General features: G+C 72.7%; 8 protein-coding genes, 1 tRNA gene and 1 other RNA gene. 8 read left to right on the forward strand and 2 right to left on the reverse strand.

What is annotated here, in order from left to right; genetic code table 11:
• Positions 1-308: 308 nt before the first annotated feature.
• Positions 309-396 (reverse strand) — tRNA-Ser (locus PIJ49_RS00920).
• A 122-nt stretch (positions 397-518) separates the two neighbouring features.
• Between PIJ49_RS00920 and pta the strand changes: the two genes are divergently transcribed.
• Together pta and PIJ49_RS00930 are read left to right on the forward strand one after the other, a co-directional pair.
• Entirely contained in the window at positions 519-2627 is a 2109-nt protein-coding gene (gene pta, locus PIJ49_RS00925; RefSeq protein WP_209685079.1) for a phosphate acetyltransferase, read from the forward strand.
• Positions 2628-2702: 75 nt separating this feature from the next.
• Positions 2703-3899: an acetate/propionate family kinase gene (locus tag PIJ49_RS00930; RefSeq protein ID WP_271825271.1), complete on the forward strand. Its 1197-nt coding sequence runs from the start codon at positions 2703-2705 to the stop codon at positions 3897-3899.
• A gap of 229 nt (positions 3900-4128) precedes the next feature.
• On the opposite strand, the gene PIJ49_RS00935 is transcribed toward PIJ49_RS00930, so the two are convergent.
• The gene (locus PIJ49_RS00935) at positions 4129-4803 is read right to left on the reverse strand and encodes an SDR family oxidoreductase (RefSeq protein ID WP_271825272.1); all 675 of its coding nucleotides are present in this window, start codon (positions 4801-4803) and stop codon (positions 4129-4131) included.
• A 36-nt stretch (positions 4804-4839) separates the two neighbouring features.
• On the opposite strand from PIJ49_RS00935, the gene ffs reads away from it, so the two are divergent.
• The 6 genes from ffs to PIJ49_RS00965 all read left to right on the forward strand — a co-directional run bounded on the left by ffs (position 4840) and on the right by PIJ49_RS00965 (position 19652).
• Positions 4840-4936: signal recognition particle sRNA small type (gene ffs / locus PIJ49_RS00940), an RNA gene on the forward strand.
• A 533-nt stretch (positions 4937-5469) separates the two neighbouring features.
• Positions 5470-13401 carry an Ig-like domain-containing protein gene (locus PIJ49_RS00945; RefSeq protein ID WP_271825273.1) on the forward strand — a complete coding sequence of 2644 codons (7932 nt, stop codon included), beginning with the start codon at positions 5470-5472 and terminating at the stop codon, positions 13399-13401.
• Positions 13402-13546: 145 nt separating this feature from the next.
• The gene (locus PIJ49_RS00950) at positions 13547-16579 is read left to right on the forward strand and encodes a DNA polymerase III subunit gamma and tau (RefSeq protein ID WP_271825274.1); all 3033 of its coding nucleotides are present in this window, start codon (positions 13547-13549) and stop codon (positions 16577-16579) included.
• On the forward strand, positions 16579-17178 hold the full coding sequence (gene recR / locus PIJ49_RS00955; protein ID WP_066655176.1) for a recombination mediator RecR: 600 nt from the start codon (positions 16579-16581) through the stop codon (positions 17176-17178). The genes PIJ49_RS00950 and recR overlap by 1 nt, the downstream gene beginning before the upstream one ends.
• A gap of 121 nt (positions 17179-17299) precedes the next feature.
• Positions 17300-18565, forward strand: coding sequence for an aspartate kinase (locus PIJ49_RS00960; protein ID WP_066655175.1), 1266 nt, complete (start codon positions 17300-17302; stop codon positions 18563-18565).
• A gap of 37 nt (positions 18566-18602) precedes the next feature.
• A complete protein-coding gene (locus PIJ49_RS00965; protein ID WP_271825275.1) occupies positions 18603-19652 on the forward strand; it encodes an aspartate-semialdehyde dehydrogenase in 1050 nt (349 codons plus the stop codon).
• Positions 19653-19716 lie beyond the last annotated feature (64 nt).

Here is a 19716-nt window from a genome sequence, read left to right on the forward strand (position 1 = left end):
TCTGCCACCCCGCGGGCGACGCCCCTGCCGCCCGCTGCACCGTGTCCGACCCGTCCCGGGGTCGTCCGTCTGCACAGGATAGGGCGAAGCGGGGGCGGAGGACAGCCCGTTCCACCCCCGTTGGGCGTTTCCCGGCCAGGACGGGCCGAGCGGGGTGCGAGCGTGTCCCGCGAGTGGGGGACTCCGCGGGCCGCAGCCGGGGCCGCGCCGGTCGGGAGCCGTGCCGGTCGGGAGCCGTGCCGACGGGGACGTGCGCCACCCGGGAACGACGAAGGGCGCGTCCTGCTGGACGCGCCCTTCGGTACTGCTGGCGGAGAATGGGGGATTCGAACCCCCGAGGGCTTGCACCCAACACGCTTTCCAAGCGTGCGCCATAGGCCACTAGGCGAATTCTCCTCGTGCCACCTCGCGGTGACGACACCCCATGGTACAGGTTCGCGGGGGTGGTCACGACCACGTCCGTCCACGGCCCCGTCGACTCCCAGAGCGCACGGTGTGCCCGCGACTAGCCTGGAGGGGTGTCGACCCGCATCTACATCACGTCAGCAGAAGGACACACGGGCAAGAGCACCGTCGCGCTCGGTGTCCTCGAGACCCTCGCACGCTCCGTCGGACGCGTCGGCGTGTTCCGACCGGTCGCACGGTCGGTGGCCGAGCCGGACTACGTGCTCGAGCTCCTGCTGCAGCACAGCGCGGTGGGGCTCTCCTACGACGAGGCCGTCGGCGTGACCTACGACGACGTGCACGCCGACCCGGATGCCGCCCTCGGCACGATCCTGAACCGGTTCGCCCAGGTCGAGCGGCAGTGCGACGCCGTCGTGGTGCTCGGGTCCGACTACACCGACGTCGGCAGCCCGACCGAGCTATCGTTCAACGCCAAGGTCGCGGCGAACCTCGGCGCGCCCGTGCTGCTCGTGCTCGGCGGTCGGGACTCCTCGGAGCGTGGCGTCCGCACGCCCGAGGCGATGGCGCAGGTCGCGGACGTCACCACGAGCGAACTCCGGGCGGCGCACGCCCAGCTGCTCGGCGTCGTCGTGAACCGTGCGGACCCGGACGCCCTGGCCGCGATCGTCCAGAGCGTGGAGCACGCCGTGCGCGACGACCACCCGGACACCCCCGTGTGGGCCATCCCGGAGGACCGGGTGCTCGTGGCGCCGACGGTGCGCGCCCTGCTCGAGGCGACGGGTGCCACGCTCGTCCGCGGTGACGAGGCGCTGCTCGACCGGGAGGCCCTCGGCACGGTGGTCGCCGGCATGAGCATGGAGAACGTGCTGCCGCGGCTCATCGAGGGCGGGATCGTCGTCGTGCCGGGGGACCGCAGTGACGTGCTCCTCGCGACCGTGCTCGCGAACCAGTCCGAGACCTTCCCGAGCCTGGCGGGCGTGATCCTCAACGGCGGGTTCGAGACCTCGCCGCAGATCACCCGACTGCTCGAGGGCCTGTCGAGCTCGCTGCCGATCGCCCGGAACGACCTCGGCACGTACGACACCGCGCTCCGCATCACCCACACCCGGGGGCGCCTCGCCGCGGACTCACCCCGCAAGGCCGACCTGGCACTGGCGCTCTTCGAGCAGCACGTCGACGCCGACGCGCTGCGCGACCGCCTGCAGCTCACCCCGTCCGGGGTCGTCACGCCGCTCATGTTCGAGCACGGGCTGCTCGACCGCGCGCGTGGGTACGGCAAGCGGATCGTGCTGCCCGAGGGCGACGACGACCGCATCCTGCACGCGGCGTCGACGCTGCTCGCGCGACAGGTGTGCGAGCTCACGATCCTCGGCGAGCCGACGTCGATCCGGGCACGCGCCACCGAGCTCGGCCTCGACCTCGACGGTGCGCAGCTCGTCAGCCCGTTCGACCCCGAGCTGCGCGAGCGCTTCGCCGAGGAGTACACGCGGCTCCGAGCACACAAGGGCATGTCGATGGAGCTCGCGCGGGACACCGTCACCGACGTGTCCTACTTCGGCACGCTCATGGTGCAGCTCGGACTCGCCGACGGCATGGTGTCCGGGGCGAAGCACACCACCGCGCACACCATCCGACCGTCCTTCGAGATCATCAAGACCCGGCCGGACACCTCGATCGTCTCGAGCGTGTTCCTCATGGCGCTCGCCGACCGCGTGCTCGTCTACGGTGACTGCGCGGTCATCCCCGACCCGAGCAGCGAGCAGCTCGCCGACATCGCGATCTCGTCGGCGGAGACGGCCACGCAGTTCGGCATCGACCCGCGCGTCGCGATGCTGAGCTACTCGACCGGCGACAGCGGCACCGGTGCGGACGTCGACAAGGTGCGTGCCGGGACGGCCTTCGTCCGGGAGCGCCGCCCGGACCTGCTCGTCGAGGGACCCATCCAGTACGACGCCGCCGCCGATCCGACGGTCGCCCGCACGAAGATGCCGGACTCGCCCGTGGCGGGCCGGGCGACGGTGTTCATCTTCCCCGACCTCAACACCGGCAACAACACGTACAAGGCCGTGCAGCGCTCGGCTGGTGCGGTCGCGATCGGACCCGTCCTCCAGGGCCTGCGCAAGCCGATCAACGACCTGTCCCGCGGTGCGCTCGTCAGCGACATCGTGAACACGGTCGCCATCACGGCCATCCAGGCCGGCACCGCGACCGACGCGGCCTGACCGACCATCGCCGACCGCGACCAGCCCACCCGCCCGCACCGCGCCTCCAGACCGTCCCGAGAAAGGCACCCCACCGTGATCGCAGCCCTCGTCGTCAACTCCGGATCGAGTTCGTTCAAGTACCAGCTCATCGAACTCGAGGGCGAGCGCACGCTCGCCTCCGGGCTCGTCGAGCGCATCGGGGAGTCGTCGGGGGCGTGGAAGCACACCAACGCGCTGACGGGGGAGTCGTCGTCGAACGACGCGGCGTCCGTGCCCGACCACGCGGCCGGCTTCCAGGCGATGATCGACGCCTTCGCCAAGGTCGGGCCGTCGTTCGACGAGCACCCGCCGGCGGTCGTCGGACACCGCGTCGTGCACGGGGGGACCACCTTCGACGCGGCCACCGTCGTCACCGACGAGGTCGAGCAGCAGATCGAGGACCTGAACAGCCTCGCGCCGCTGCACAACCCCGCGAACCTCGAGGGCATCCGCGCGGCGAAGCAGGTGTTCTCGGACGTGCCGCACGTCGCCGTCTTCGACACCGCGTTCCACCAGACCATGCCGCCGCACGCCTACACGTACGCGATCCCGGCCGACCTCGCCGAGCGGTACCGGATCCGCCGGTACGGCATGCACGGGACGAGCCACAAGTACGTGTCCGAGCAGACCGCGGAGTTCCTCGGCCGCCCGCTGGCCGAGCTGAAGACGATCGTGCTGCACCTCGGCAACGGGGCGTCGGTCGCGGCGATCGACGGCGGGCGGTCGATCGAGACGTCGATGGGGCTCACGCCGCTCGAGGGCCTCGTGATGGGCACGCGCTCCGGCGACCTCGACCCGGCGGTGCTCATCCACCTGCACCGCGAGGCCGGCATGTCCTTCGACGACCTCGACACGATGCTCAACAAGCAGTCCGGTCTGCTCGGCCTCACGGGCAACGGCGACATGCGCGACGTGCAGGACGCGGCGCTCGGCGGCGACGACGAGGCCGAGGCGGCGCTCGCCGTGTACCGGCACCGGATCCGCCGCTACGTCGGGGCCTACACGGCGCAGCTCGGCGGGCTGGACGCCGTCGTGTTCACCGCCGGGGTGGGGGAGAACAACGCGCTGCTGCGGCGGCGCGTGCTCGCCGGGCTCGAGCACCTGGGCATCGAGGTCGACGCCGACCGGAACGAGCTGCACTCGAAGGAGGCCCGGCTGATCTCGACCGACGCGTCGCGGGTCGCGGTGCTCGTCGTGCCGACGAACGAGGAGCTCGAGATCGCCCGGCAGTCGGCGGCGGTCGCGCTGTAGGGCCGTCGGGCTGTAGGGCCGTCGGGCTGGTGGCACGGCGTGGCGGCTGGTGCGGCGTGCCGCGGTGCCTGGGCCTGCGCCTGGTGCTGCGCCGTCGCCGAGGCGCCGCCAGCCACTCGAGACGCCGCCATCTCGTCGAGACGCCGCCACTTCCGACGGCGTCTCGCGTTGTGGACGGCGTCTCGCGCTGACGCCGGCGTCTCGCGCTGACGCCAGCGTCCCGCCCGCGTCAGCTCAGGGCGTGGAGGGCGGCCGGGATCGGGGTGTTGCCGCTCGTCACCTCGAACTGCACCCCGACGGCGGTGTCGTCGAGCAGTGCGTGCAGGACGAGGGCGGCGACGTCCGCGCGGGGGATCGACCCGCGGGGGACCGTCCGGCCGACGTGCACCGTGCCCTGCGGCGGGGTGTCGAGCAGTGCTCCCGGGCGGATGATCGTCCAGGCCAGGTTCCGCATCCGGATGTTCGCATCGGCCTCCGACTTCGCGCGGAGGTACACCTGGAAGACGTCCGCCTCCGTCCGGGCAGGGACCACGGCACGCTCGCGGTCGTAGGCGTCGGCACCCATCGCCGACACCATCACGTACCGCTGGATCCCGATCCGCTCCGCCGCGTTCGCCAGGGTGATCGCCGCGTCGCGGTCGACGGATTCCTTGCGGTCGGCGCCGCTGTTCGGCCCGGCACCCGCGGCGAAGACCACGGCGTCGACGCCACGGAGGCGCAGCGCCAGCTCGTCGTCGTCCACCTGCTCCAGGTCGACGACCAGGGCCGTCGCGCCCTGCTGCTCGACGTCGGTCACGTGGGCAGGGTTGCGGATGATCGCGACGGCGTCGTGGCCCGCGTCGGTGATCAGGCGGGCGAGGAGCAGTGCGATCTGGCCGTGTCCTCCGGCGATGGCGATCTTCATGCGTCCGATACTGCCCGGAGCATCCGGTAGACTTCCGGAGGCTCCTCACGTGACGCCATCCAGGCCAACTCCCCCAGGGCGGAAACGCAGCAAGGGTAACCGGGCTCTGGCGGGTGCGTGAGGAGTCTTCTTCGTTCCGGGGCGAGGACGCAGCCGGAGCGACCGGGGCTGTGTCGTCCTGTGCGTGAGGAGTCTTCTTCGTTCCGGGGCGAGGATGCAGCCGGAGCGACCGGGGCTGTGTCGTCCTGTGCGTGCGGAGTCTTCTTCGTTCCGGGGCTGTGTCGTCCTGTGCATGGGAAGTCTTCGCCGTTCTCCGGCAGATCCGCGATGGTTCCGGTACGCCGAGCGGACTCGCCGACGAAATCTCGTGCAACCTCGTGCGCGGTTCCTGTTCATGTGTAAAGATCACCCTCAGGAACCCCCAACCAGGGTTCCGACCCTCTCCCGTCTCACCAGCGGGGGAGTCCGAGGATCAGGTGGCAGGCGAGCCTGCCAGGAAACGGGACACGCATGCGCAGGCACGTGTCGCTCCGGGGTACCCCTGTGCCCGCAGGAGCGGTCAACTGGACACGATGGATCACCGGCGACGGGAACCGGGCTCGACGACGAGCTCCCGGTGACCGGAGCCTCCTCCTGCGCGGCGGTGTCGTCGCCACGGTGACGGCATTGCTCGCCGCCACCGTGGCGATCCAACCGGCTGCAGCGGCGCAGACGGACGTCGCCGAGGCCGAGGGCTTCCTGCTCAGCGGTTCCGGCATCGTCGACGTCGACGCGCTCGCCCAGCTCCGCGGTGCCTACTCCGCGAGCAGCGCGAGCACGGTCGGCGGGACGACGAACCAGCCGCTCGACCTCACCGCGCTGAACAGCTTGGGCGTCCGACTGTCGAACAACGTCGACCTGCTCGGCGCGAACGGCATCCTGACGCTCGGTGTCGACGGGCAGTTCGCGACGACCTCGCAGACGGGCGCCCGCGGTTCCTCCGGCCTCGTCGGCAACGACGGGGCGATCGGCGTCGGGAGCGGCACCGGGGCCGGTGCGTCGACGCTGAACCTGAACCCGCTGCTGACCCGGGTCCGCGCGGACTCGACCGTGCTGTCGAACGCGCAGCTGCAGGTGGGCGCGCTCGCCTCGACGATCAGCGCCACACGTGGTGCGACGGTGAGCACCGCGAGCGACTACCGCATCGCCGGCGCGAACCTGCAGCTCACCAGCCCCGCGGTGTCCCGACTCGCGACGACCCTGCGGGCGAACGTCGCGCCGCTGTCCGCCTCGGTGAACACCGCGCTGAGCGGAGCGGTGACGACCGACGCGGTCACGGGGGCGTTGGGATCGCTGCTCTCGCCGCTGGTGTCCGTTCGGAACACGAGCGTCCAGACGACCGCGAACCTCGATCTCGGGCCGACCATCGACGGGGTCCTCGCGCAGCCGATCACGGACGGTGCGGTGACCATCACCCCGTCGACCGGTTCGATCACCGTCGACCTCGACACGTTGACGCGGCTCAACGACCAGCCGGCGAACACCCCCGTGCTCACCGATGCTGCGGTCGCCGCGATCAACAGCAGCATCACGAACATCCTCGGGACACAGCTCCCTGCCACCCTGAGCACCGCCGTCACGAACGCGGTCGACGCCGCACGGGTGCGCGTCCAGGTCAGTGCCACGCTCAGCGCGGCCGGGGCGGTCAACCTGCCGATCAACGTGACCGTCGACTCGACCATCGGTGCGCTCGCCGTGTCGGGCGCGGCCACGCCGCAGGTCTCCGTGTCGACGGGAACGATCCTCGGGATCAACGTCGCCCCCGTGCTCGGGACGCTCGTCAGCGGCACCGTCGTCCCGGCCCTCCAGACCGCGGTGCGGCCGCTGGCGAACTCCGCCGCCCTCACCCAGCTCAGCACCACGCTCACCACCACCACGACCGCGGTCGCGACGGCGCTCTCGCCCGTCGTGCTCCTGCTCCGTCAGGTGGTCGACCTGACGGTGAACGCGCAGGACGACCCCCGCTTCCGCGACCCTCGCGGGTACGACCCAGGGGCGCAGAGCGTGACCGCCCTGCGCCTCACGGTGCTGCCGGGACTGAACGCCGCGACGGTCGACCTCGCCACCTCCACGGTGCGCGCCACGGCGTTCCTGGCCCCGACGATCACCGCACCCACGGCAGGGCAGCAGTTCAGCGTCCCGACCGACACCTCCACCCGCTCGGTGACGGTGCGCGGGACCGGTGAACCCGGTGCCGGCATCGCGCTCGCCGCGGGCGGTGGCCTGACCGCCCCCGCGACGGTCGCCCCCGACGGCACCTGGACCGCCACACTCGCGGACGTCCCGGTCGGGGACCGGACCGTCACCGCGACGCAGACGGTCGGCGGCGCCGCCGCGGGCACCGCGACGCAGGCCTTCTCGGTCGTCGCGCAGCGTCCGCTGGTCATCGACACGCCCACTGCCGGGCAGCAGTTCACCACGACCGGGACCACGACCCCGGTGACCCTCACCGGCACGTCCACCGCGAACGCGCGGATCGACGTGACGATCGGCGACGACGTCACGGCGAGCGGCACGGCGGACGGCAACGGCGTCTGGAGCGTCCCCGTCGACGCGGTCCCGGTCGGGCTGCAGACGGCCAGCGTGACGCAGACCGTCGGCGACACCACCTCGGCCGCGGTGACGCGGGACTTCGAGGTCGTCGCCGCTCGGACGCTGACCATCGACACTCCGGCCCCCGATGCGGTCCTGCCGCTCGTCGGGGACACCCGCGCCGTCGTGCTCACCGGTGCTGCCGAGGGCGGTGCCCGCGTCGACGTGACGCTCGTCGACGGTCTGACCGCCACCACCACGGCGAACACGAACGGCACCTGGACCGCCACGGTCGAGGACGTCCCCGCGGGCGACTACACGGCCACGGCGACCCAGACCGTCGACGGCACGACGAGCGCTCCGGTGACCCGTGACTTCTCGGTCACCGCCGTTCCCGGCATCACCATCGAGGAGCCGACCGACGGAGCCGTCCTGACGGTCGCCGACGCCACGTCGACCACCCCGGTCACGGTGACCGGCACCGCTGCGCCGAACGCGTCCGTCGCGGTCGACCTCGGCGGCTCCTTCACGGCGATCACCGAGGCGGACGACGACGGCGACTGGACCGCCACCTTCCCGGGGGTCCCGGTCGGTGAGCGCACGATCACCGCGACGCAGACGGTCGCCGGCACCACCTCGGCGCCCGTCACCTCGGCCTTCGAGATCGCCGTCGGTGCCCCGCTGACGATCGCGACCCCTGCGGACGGCGCCACCGTGCCCGTCCTCGACGCCGACTCGACCGCCGACCTCGACGTCACCGGGACCGCCGAGCCCCGGGCCCGGGTGTCGGTGTCGCTCGGCGGCGGCCTCACGGCCACGACGACGGCCGACGGAGACGGTGACTGGAGGACGACGGTCGAGGACGTGCCCGTCGGTCGGTACACCCTGACCGCGACGCAGACCGTGAACGGCACGACGTCGCCGGCCCAGCAGCGGATCGTCTCGGTCGTCCCCGCGGCAGCGCTGCAGGTGACCGCACCGGTGCAGGGCGCGACGACCGTGGTCGCGAACGACGACGACACGGTCGACGTCGACGTGACCGGGACGGCGCAGCCCGGTGCGGAGGTCGACGTCGTGCTCGACGAGGGAGCGCCCGTCACGACGACGGTGGACGACGACGGCACCTGGTCGGTGACCCTGCCGGACGTCGGGACCGGCGGTCACACCGTGACGGTCACCCAGACGGTCGGCGGACAGACCTCGCCGGCGATCGAGCGGGACATCTCGATCGAGGTCGGTGACGACCTCGAGATCACCGCTCCCACCGAGGGGCAGGAGATCCCCGCCACGAGCACCGGCGATGCGTCGGTCGTGGTCCGCGGGACCGCGGAACCGGGTGCGACGGTCTCCGTCAGCATCGACGGGGCAGCACCCGTCGACGTCGTGACCGGCCCCGCTGGCAACTGGGTCCTCGACCCGGTGCAGCTCGGGACCGGCCAGCACACCGTCGAGGCCGTGCAGACCGTGAACGGCACGACCGGTCCCACCGAGACGCGGGACTTCACCGTCGTCCCGGGCACCGCCATCACCATCGACAGCCCGGCCGCCGGCTCGCGCTTCGTCGTGGTCGACGGGGACGCCACCGCCACGGTGACGATCAGCGGTGTCGCCGAACCCGGCGCAGCCGTGACGGTGACGGTCGGTGACCTCGAGCTCTCGACCACCGCAGCCGACGGCGACGGGACCTGGTCGGTCGACGCAGCGGGGCTCGCCCCCGGTGACTACACGATCGACGCGGCACAGTCGCTGAACGGCGCGAGCACGGACGCCCTGCCCGTGGGCTTCCTGGTCGACGCTGCGGCACCCCTCGCCGTCACGGCTCCCGGCACGGCGGCGATCACGGTCGCCGGCGACGACGTGACCCGTGACGTGACGGTCACCGGCACCGGGCAGCCCGGCGCGGCGATCGTCGCGACGATCGACGACGAGGAGCCCGGAGCGACGACCACGGTCGCCGCCGACGGGAGCTGGTCCGTCACCTTCGAGGACGTCGGCGTCGGGACGCACCCGGTGTCGGTCACGCAGACGCTGCCCGGCGGGGTCTCCAGCCCGGCGACGTCCGACCCCGTGACCCGCGACGTCACGCTCGTCGCCGCGGACGACGTGCTCATCACGTCGCCCGAGGACGGCGCGGTCCTGCTCGTCCCGGACGATGACACCACACGTGACGTGACGGTGTCCGGCACGGCAGAGCCGAACGCACCGGTGGCGGTCCGTGTCGGCGACGCCGAGGCCTCCACGACCGCGGACGACGACGGCGACTGGACGGTCACCGTCGGCGGCGTCGGCGTGGGCGAGCAGACGGTCACGGCGACGCAGACGGTCGGCGGCACCACCGCCTCCAGTGCGGAGCAGACGCTCACGGTGCGCGCAGGCCGACCGCTCGCGCTCACCAGCCCCGACGACGGTGACGTCATCACGGTCGCCGACCCGACCGGTACGGCCGACGTCGTGGCGGCCGGCACGGCCGAGCCGGGCGCTCCGGTGACCGTCACGCTCTCCACCGGGGAACAGGCGATCGTCGAGGCGGACGACGACGGACGGTGGACCCACACGTTCACCGACGTGCCGACAGGTGACCACACAGTCCGGGCGACGCAGGTCGTCGGCGGGTTCACCTCGGCGCCCGTCAGCGCTGGAGTGTCGGTGCGGGCCGGGGCGCCGCTGACCGTCACCACGCCGGCCGGAGCCACGGCCGTCACGGTCGCGGACGACGACGCCACCACCGACGTGGACTTCGCCGGCACCGGCGCGCCGGGGGCGACGGTCACCGTCGACCTCGGTGACGGCGGCACCGCCGAGACGGTCGTCGGCGACCACGGCACCTGGGCGACCACCGTCGAGGACGTCCCGGTGGGGTCCTGGACGGCGTCGGTCACGCAGTCGGTGAACGACACCACGAGCGCCCCCGTCACGCGACCGGTCTCGGTCGTCGCCGCGGCGGAGCTCGTCGTCCGGCAGCCGGAGGGCACCGTCACCGTCGCGGACGACGCCGCCACGACGACCGTCACGGTCGCCGGTGACGCCGAGCCCGGCGCCACCGTGACGGTGACCGTCGACGACCGAGACCCGGTCGACGTGACGGTGGGCGACGACGGCACGTGGAGCGTCGACGTCGACGACGTCGCGGTCGGTGAGCACGTCGTGTCGGCGACGCAGACCGTCGCCGGCTCGACCTCGACCACGCCGGTCGAGCGTCCCTTCGAGGTCGTCGCGGCAGCGCCGGTCGTCATCACCGCCCCCGCGGACGGGGACGAGGTGCGGGTCGCCGACGAGGACGCCACGACGACGGTCACGGTGCGCGGCACCGCGGAGCCCGGCGCCACCGTGGTGGTCGACCTCGGCGGCGGGCGTGATGCCACGACCGAGGCCGACGAGGACGGCGACTGGGCGGTCGACGTCCCCGGGGTCCCCGCGGGCACCACGACCGTCAGCGTCACCCAGCAGGTCGGCGGCACCACGTCGCAGCCGGTCACGGTCGCCGTCGAGGTCGTGGTCGCGGCACCGCTGACGATCGCCACCCCGGCCGACGGGTCCACCGTCACGGTCGCACAGGACGACTCCCTCGCGACGATCGTCGCGAACGGGGCGGCCGAGCCCGGTGCCGAGGTCCGCGTGACCCTGGACGACGGCGTCGCGCAGACCGTGACGGCGACCGACGCCGGCACCTGGAGCGTCCGGTTCGACGGCGTCGCGACGGGCGAGCACACCGTCCGGGCGACGCAGACGGTCGACGGATCCACCTCGGGTCCGGTCGTGAACACGTTCACGGTCGAGGCCGGTGCGCCCCTGACGGTCAGCACGCCGACCGACGACCAGGTCGTCACGGTGCCGGCGTCCGACCCGACGGTCGACCTGCCCGTGGCGGGCACCGGCGAGCCCGGTGGCACGGTCACCGTGGTGGTCGACGACGGCGACCCGATCGAGGTGTCTGTCCGTGACGACGGCACCTGGGACACGGTCGTACCGGGCGTCGGTCCCGGCGACCACACGGTCACCGTCGGCCAGGAGGTCGGTGGCACCACCTCCGACCCCGTCGTGGTGGACGTGACCGTGGACGTCGCCGACGAGGACGCCGTCGTCATCACGACGCCGGCGGCCGGCAGCACGGTCCGGATCGTCGGTGACACCACGCCGGTCCGGGTCGTGGGCACGGCAGCGCCCGGCGCAACGGTGTCGGTCACGATCGACGACGGCACCGCCGTCGCGACCACGGCCGACGACGAGGGCGACTGGACGGTCACCGTGCCGGACGTCGCGCTCGGCGGCCACACCGCCTCCGCCACGCAGACCGTGGACGGTCGGACCACCGCAGCACCCGACGTCGCCTTCACCGTCGCCGCCGTGGCCCCGCTGCAGGTGACCGCCCCCGCGGACGGCCAGGTGTTCCCGACGGACCAGGACACGGTCTCCGTGCCGGTCAGCGGGACCGCCGAGCCGGGCGCCACCGTGACGGTCGACATCGACGGCACCACGGTGTCGACGACGGCCGGTGCGGACGGCTCCTGGACGGTGACCGTGCCGGACGTCCCGGTCGGCGACCACACCGTGTCGGCGACGCAGACGGTCGGCGGGGCCGCCTCGGCCCCGGTGACCAGCGGCATCAGCGTGGTCGCCGCGCAGGAGGACGACGTCGTCATCACGGACCCGACCCCGGGTCGCCTCTTCGAGGCCCCCGGGCTCGACAGCACGACCACCGTGCCCGTCTCCGGGACGGCCGCAGCCGACGCCGCGGTCGAGGTCCGGCTCTCGACCGGGCAGGTCCGGACGACGACGGCCGGCGGCGACGGTCGCTGGAGCGTCACCTTCGAGGAGGTCCCGGCCGGTGACTGGACGCTGCAGGCGACGCAGACCGTGGACGGGGACACCGCCGACTCGCAGGTCGTGCCGATCGTCGTCCGGGTCGCCGACCCCCTGACGGTCACCTCGCCCCTGCCCGGGGCCCGGCAGACGGCCGGTGCCGACGGCACCGCCACCTGGCAGGTCACCGGGACGGCGGACCCGGGTGCGACCGTCACGGTCCGCAGCGACGCGGGAGACCCCGTCGTGACGACCGCGGCTGCCGACGGCTCCTGGTCGGTGTCCGTGGAGCTCGGGGTCGGTGCGCACACCTTCACGGTGACCCAGACCGTCGAGGGTGCCACGTCCGCCGCCCAGACGGTGCCGGTGGTGGTGGTCGCCGCCCAGCCGGGTGAGCCTGGGCAGCCTGGAGAGCCGGGTCAGCCTGGAGAGCCTGGGGAGCCGGGTCAGCCGGGTGAGCCGGGTGAGCCGGGTGAGCCTGGGCAGCCTGGAGAGCCGGGTCAGCCTGGAGAGCCTGGGGAGCCGGGTCAGCCCGGTGAGCCGGGTGAGCCTGGGCAGCCCGGTGAGCCGGGTGAGCCTGGGCAGCCCGGTGAACCTGGGGAGCCTGGAGAGCCTGGAGAGCCTGGAGAGCCTGGGGAGCCTGGGGAGCCTGGGGAGCCTGGGGAGCCTGGAGAGCCTGGAGAGCCTGGAGAGCCTGGAGAGCCTGGAGAGCCTGGAGAGCCTGGTCAGCCTGGTGAGCCTGGTGAGCCCGGTGAGCCTGGTGAGCCTGGTCAGCCTGGTCAGCCCGGGGAGCCCGGGGAGCCCGGTGAGCCCGGGGAGCCTGGTCAGCCTGGTCAGCCCGGGGAGCCTGGAGAGCCGGGTCAGCCTGGTCAGCCCGGTGAGCCGGGCCAGCCGGGCCAGCCGGGCCTGCCGGGTGGCTCCGGGAACGGAGCCGGCACCGGTACCGGAGTGATCGGTACCGGCAACGGATCGGGTCTCGCTGCCGGCAACGGTTCCCTCGGCAACGGATCCGGCAACGGCAACGGCAACGGCACCGGCACCGGCACCGGCACCGGCACCGGCACCGGCACGGGATCCGGATCCGGCAACGGTTCCGGTCGCGACCTCGCCTTCACCGGCGCGGACGTCGCCCAGCTCGCGGGTGCCGCCGGCGGCCTGGTGGTCCTCGGGTTCCTGCTGCTCGGTCTCTCCCGACTGGCACGCCGCATCCGCCGCGGGCGCGCCTGACCGTCCGCCCACACCGACCGCACCGCGCCTCTCGTCCGTCGTCACGACGGCCGGGAGGCGCGGTGTCGTCCCGCCCCTCGTCGCCCCCTCCACAGGTGGTCGCCGAGGGCGTCGCGCTGTCGGCCGTCCCGGCTACCCTTGGTTCGTGGTCACCGCCCTGTATCGCCGTTACCGGCCCGAGAACTTCGCCGAGCTGATCGGTCAGTCGCAGGTCACCGACCCGCTGCGGACCGCCCTGCGGACGAACCGTGTGAACCACGCCTACCTGTTCAGCGGGCCGCGCGGGTGCGGCAAGACGACCTCGGCGCGCATCCTCGCCCGGTGCCTGAACTGCGAACAGGGCCCGACGGACACGCCGTGCGGCGTCTGCCCGAGCTGCGTGGAGCTCGCCCGGGGTGGCGGGGGATCGCTCGACGTCATCGAGATCGACGCAGCGAGCCACAACGGCGTCGACGACGCGCGCGACCTGCGCGACCGCGCCGTGTTCGCACCGGCGCGCGACCGCTACAAGATCTTCATCCTCGACGAAGCGCACATGGTGACGCCGCAGGGCTTCAACGCCCTGCTCAAGCTGGTCGAGGAACCGCCGGAGCACGTGAAGTTCATCTTCGCGACCACCGAGCCGGAGAAGGTCATCGGCACCATCCGCTCCCGGACCCACCACTACCCGTTCCGGCTCGTCCCGCCGGCCACGATGCTCGAGTACGTCGAGCAGCTGTGCGAGCAGGAGTCGGTCTCCGTCGCACCGGGTGTCCTCCCGCTCGTCGTCCGTGCCGGTGGGGGGTCGGTGCGAGACACGCTGTCGCTGCTCGACCAGCTCATGGCCGGCAGCGAGGACGGCGCGATCGCCTACGAACGCGCGGTCGTCCTGCTCGGCTACACCGACGCTGCGTTGCTCGACGACGTCGTGGACGCGCTGGCGGTGGCCGACCCCGCCTCGGCCTTCGCCGCGGTCGACCGCGTGGTGCAGACCGGGCAGGACCCGCGTCGCTTCGTCGAGGACCTGCTCGAGCGACTCCGTGACCTGATCGTCGTCGCGGCGACGAACGAGAGCGCCGCAGCCGTGCTGCGCGGGATCTCTCCCGAGGAACTCGACACCATGACCCGGCAGGCCGGTGTCTTCGGTGCGACGGCCCTGTCGCGGTCCGCCGACATCGCCAACCGCGCGCTCACCGAGATGACCGGTGCGACGTCGCCCCGACTGCACCTCGAGCTGATGACGGCGCGCATGCTCGTGCCCGAGGTCGACGACACCCAGCGCGGTGCACTCGCCCGCGTCGAGCGGCTCGAGCGTCGCGTCGGTGTCGGCGACGCCGGCGGACACCAGGCTCCCGCCGCGGTCGAACGACCGCAGGCTGCACAGCAGTCCTCCGCGGGCGCTCCGGTTCCGCGCACGGGAGCGGGCAGCGCCCCGGCGCAGGCCGGCTCCTCGCCGGCGACCCCGGCTGCGCAGCCCGCTGCGTCGACCGCGACCCCGACCCGAGCAGCGGCGCCGACCCGACCGGACCAGGAGCCCGCCGATCAGGCTCCGACGACCGCGCGTGACGCCGAGCCGCGGGACCCCGGCGCGACCGTGCGCGATGCCGCTGCCTCCTGGGCGGCCGTGGCGACGCCCCCGAGCCAAGGTCCGGCCGGCGGCCCGACCGATCGGTCTGCGGGCCGACCGGCGGAGCAGAGCGCGTCGAGTGCGACGACGACGGCACACCCGACCGAGCAGCACCAGCACGATCCGTCGGGCACCGCGAACGCGTCGTCCACCGGGCAGGGGACGGCCGTCGGCGACGAGGCGGTCGTCCGACCGGTCGCCGCCGTCGGCTTCCAGCAGCTCCGCGACGCCTGGCCCCAGGTCGTCGAGCACGTCCAGCGCGCCCGGCGTTCGGCCTGGTCCGTGGTGGTCACGGCCCAGGTGACGGCCCTGCGCGAGGACGTGCTGACGCTCACCTTCCCCAGCCAGCAGGACGTGGCGTCGTTCAAGGAGATGTCCGACCCCGCGACGAGCGTCAGCGAACTGCTCCGCTCGGCGATCATCGACGTCCTCGGCCTGCGGGTGAAGTTCGTCGCCCGTGGGCCGGGACAGCAGCGCTCGGCCGGTGCTCCCGCGTCGGAGCCGGGTCGGCAGACGTCGCAGCAGCAGCCGACGCGACCGCACGTGACGTCGGAGGACACCAGCCAGCAGCAGGCCGCGCGCCAGCAGTCCGCACCGCCGCAGCCAACGACTGCCGAAGGGCCGACGCAGCAGCAGCAGCAGCACCCGACTGCGCCGCAGCAGCAGCCGACCGCACCGCAGCAGCAGCAGCAGCCGACCGCACCGCAGCAGCCGAGCCAGCAGCAGCAGGCGAGCCAGCAGCAGGCAAGCCAGCAGCAGCAGGCGAACCAACAGCAGGGCGTATCTCAGCAGCCGACCACACGGCAGCAGCCGGCCACGCCCAGCGCTCCGGTGACCGACTGGGCCGTCGCCACGATCCCGGCGACCGACCCGACCGCCGGCGCCGTGCCCGAGCACCTCGAGCCGGGCTGGTCGGCACCGTTCGGGACGACCGACACCGGGGAACCGGTCGTGCCCGTCGCACCGGTCTCCGACCCCGCCGCCGACGCGGCCCTCGCTGCACAGCTCCGTCCGGCCTCCGCGCTCGGCGGTGCCGGAACACGCCCAGCCCGTGCTGCTGCGCCGAGCGACCCGACACCCGACGCACCGGGAGCGCCGGCACCGGCCGCAGGCGCAGCGCCCGCACCGGCCGCAGCCGCAGCGCCCGCATCGGCAGCGCCCGCCGCGCCGGGTACCGCGGCCGCCGCACCCTCCGGTGGGCCGGACGTCCCGGTCGACGACTACCCGCTCGACGACGAGCCCTACGACGACGGTGCTCCCTTCCCCGATCCGGGAGCGCACGCGTCCTCGGGTGTTCCGAGCCAGCGACCGACGCGGGCACCAGCACCGCAGGCAGCACCGGCGCAAACCGGCTCAGCACAGGCCGCGCCCGAGCAGGCAGCACCCGAGCAGGCAGCACCTGCGCAGGCAGCACCGACCCAGGAGGCGGCTGCGCAGCCAGCTCCGGCACGGACCGCTGCACCCCAGGTCCGTCGGACGCCGGTCGCTGGTCGGTACGGCGAGGCGGTCGTCCGTGAGATCCTCGGCGCGCAGTTCATCGAGGAGACCGCCCTGCACGAGGAAGGCGCCTGATGTACGACGGGATCGTCCAGGACCTGATCGACGAGTTCGGTCGGCTGCCGGGCATCGGCCCGAAGTCGGCGCAGCGCATCGCGTTCCACATCCTGCAGACCGAGTCGTTCGACCCGGCACGACTGTCCGAGCTCCTGGCCGAGGTCAAGGAGAAGGTGCGCTTCTGCGAGGTCTGCGGCAACGTCACCGAGAACGTGCGGTGCAGCATCTGCCGTGACCCCCGTCGGTCGCCGTCGGTGATCTGCGTCGTGGAGGAGGCGAAGGACGTCGCCGCCATCGAGCGCACCCGCGAGTTCCGTGGGCTCTACCACGTGCTCGGCGGAGCGATCAGCCCGATCGACGGTGTCGGTCCGGACGACCTGCGGATCCAGCAGCTGATGACGCGGCTGGCCGACGGCACCGTGGACGAGGTCATCATCGCCACCGACCCGAACCTCGAGGGCGAGGCGACGGCGACCTACCTCAGCCGACTGCTCGTCCCGATGGGCATCCGCACCACGCGACTCGCGTCCGGGCTGCCGGTGGGTGGTGACCTCGAGTACGCCGACGAGGTGACCCTCGGCCGCGCCTTCGAGGGCCGACGCGTGGTCGGTCACTGACGGACGTGCGCGCAGGATCGTTGCGTCGAGCCCGCCTCGCACGCAACATCCGCGGAACACCCTCTACGATTGACAGACCGCGCGACCGTCGCGGAACCGTCGTCCCCGGGAGTACCAGCCAGTGGCCCTGATCGTGCAGAAGTTCGGTGGATCGTCCGTCGCGGACGCCGAGAGCATCAAGCGCGTGGCGAAGCGGATCGTCCAGACGAAGAAGGCGGGCAACGACGTCGTCGTGGCCGTCTCGGCGATGGGCGACACCACCGACGAGCTCGTCGACCTCGCGCACTCCGTGACGCCGATCCCCGCCGGTCGTGAGCTCGACATGCTGCTCACCGCGGGGGAGCGCATCTCGATGGCGCTGCTCGCGATGGCGATCAAGAGCCTCGGGGTCGAGGCATCGTCGTACACGGGCAGCCAGGCCGGCATGCTCACGGACGCCCAGCACGGCAAGGCCCGCATCGTCGACGTCACCCCGAAGCGCGTGCGCGAGGCGCTCGACGCCGGGCACGTCGCGATCGTGGCCGGGTTCCAGGGGTTCAACCGCACGACGGGCGAGATCACCACGCTCGGTCGCGGTGGGTCGGACACCACCGCCGTCGCGCTCGCCGCCGCGCTCGACGCCGACGTCTGCGAGATCTACACCGACGTCGACGGCATCTTCACCGCGGACCCCCGCGTGGTGCCGAAGGCCAAGAAGGTCGACCGGATCACGAGCGAGGAGATGCTCGAGCTCGCCGCCTCCGGCGCCAAGGTCCTGTACATCCGTGCCGTCGAGTACGCCCGTCGGCACGGCGTCACCCTGCACGTCCGCTCCTCGTTCAGCAACGCCGAGGGCACCATCGTCTACAACCCTGCAGAGGGGGAAACCGTGGAAGAACCGATCATCACCGGCATCGCCGGAGACCTCTCCGAGGGGAAGATCACCGTCGTCGGCGTGCCCGACACCCCCGGCAAGGCCGCCGAGATCTTCACGATCGTGGCCCGCGCCGGCGCCAACATCGACATGATCGTGCAGAACGTGTCCGAGGCGGTCACGGGCCGCACGGACATCTCGTTCACGCTGCCGAAGGACCAGGGCCAGGGCGTCCTGACCGCGCTCGAGGTCGCCAAGGCCGACATCGGCTACTCGGGCATCCAGTACGACGACCAGATCGGCAAGCTCGCCCTGGTCGGTGCCGGCATGCGGACCAACGCCGGTGTCTCGGCGGCGCTCTTCCGCGCCCTGCACGAGGCGTCCATCAACATCGAGATGATCTCCACCTCGGAGATCCGCATCTCGGTCGTCACGCGCGCCGACACCCTGAACGAGGCCATGCGCGTCGTGCACCAGGCCTTCGGGCTGGACGCCGACCAGGAAGCCGTCGTCTACGCCGGCACCGGGCGCTGAGCCCCGCGCCGACACGACCCACGAGCAGGAGCACCACATGAGCACCACCGTCGCCGTCGTCGGCGCCACCGGCCAGGTCGGCGCCGTGATGCGTCGCCTCCTCGAGGAGCGCGCGTTCCCGGCTGACCACGTCCGGTTCTTCGCGAGTGCCCGGTCCGCCGGTTCGACGCTGTCGTTCCGCGGCGAGGAGATCGTCGTCGAGGACTCCGAGACCGCCGATCCGTCGGGCATCGACATCGCGCTGTTCTCGGCCGGTGCCACGGCGTCACGCGCCCTCGCGCCGAAGTTCGCGGCGGCGGGTGCGGTGGTCGTCGACAACTCGAGCGCCTGGCGGATGGACCCCGAGGTGCCGCTGGTCGTGAGCGAGGTCAACCCGCACGCGATCGACGACGCCCCGAAGGGCATCGTCGCCAACCCGAACTGCACGACGATGGCGATCATGCCGGTCCTCAAGGTGCTGGACACCGAAGCCGGGCTGCGCCGTCTCGTCGCGACCACCTACCAGGCCGTGTCCGGGTCGGGCCTCGCCGGAGTCGAGGAGCTCCTCGGCCAGGCGCGCGCGGCGCTCGAGCAGGACACCGCGGCGCTCACCCACGACGGTTCGGCGGTGACCTTCCCGGAGCCGGTCAAGTACGTCCGACCGATCGCCTTCGACGTCGTCCCGCTCGCGGGCAGCATCGTCGAGGACGGCATGGGGGAGACCGACGAGGAGCAGAAGCTCCGCAACGAGAGCCGCAAGATCCTCGAGCTGCCCGACCTGCTCGTCGCCGGGACCTGCGTGCGCGTCCCCGTGTTCACCGGGCACTCGATCTCCGTGCACGCCGAGTTCGCGCAGCCGCTCTCGCCCGAGCGGGCGGCGGAGCTCCTCGCCACGGCCCCGGGCGTCGAGCTCGCGGACGTCCCGACTCCGCTGCAGGCAGCCGGTCAGGACCCGTCCTTCGTCGGCCGCATCCGCGCGGACCAGTCCGCGCCCGACGGCCACGGCCTGGTCCTCTTCGTCAGCAACGACAACCTGCGGAAGGGCGCTGCGCTCAACGCGGTGCAGATCGCCGAGACGATCCTCGAGCGGCGCGCGGTCGCCGCGTAGCGAGCGCCGTCGCCGACGCGACACGTGACGGACGGGAGGCCCGTGGCGACACCGCCACGGGCCT

The sequence above is a fragment of the Curtobacterium uvaldense genome (assembly GCF_028307415.1).
Taxonomy (GTDB): domain Bacteria; phylum Actinomycetota; class Actinomycetes; order Actinomycetales; family Microbacteriaceae; genus Curtobacterium.

Bases quoted from the DNA above. Each gene is read 5' to 3' on its own strand.
- PIJ49_RS00935 (WP_271825272.1), bottom strand. From the start codon at position 4,803: ATGAAGATCGCCATCGCCGGAGGACACGGCCAGATCGCACTGCTCCTC.
- recR (WP_066655176.1), top strand. From the start codon at position 16,579: ATGTACGACGGGATCGTCCAGGACCTGATCGACGAGTTCGGTCGGCTG.
- PIJ49_RS00965 (WP_271825275.1), top strand. From the start codon at position 18,603: ATGAGCACCACCGTCGCCGTCGTCGGCGCCACCGGCCAGGTCGGCGCC.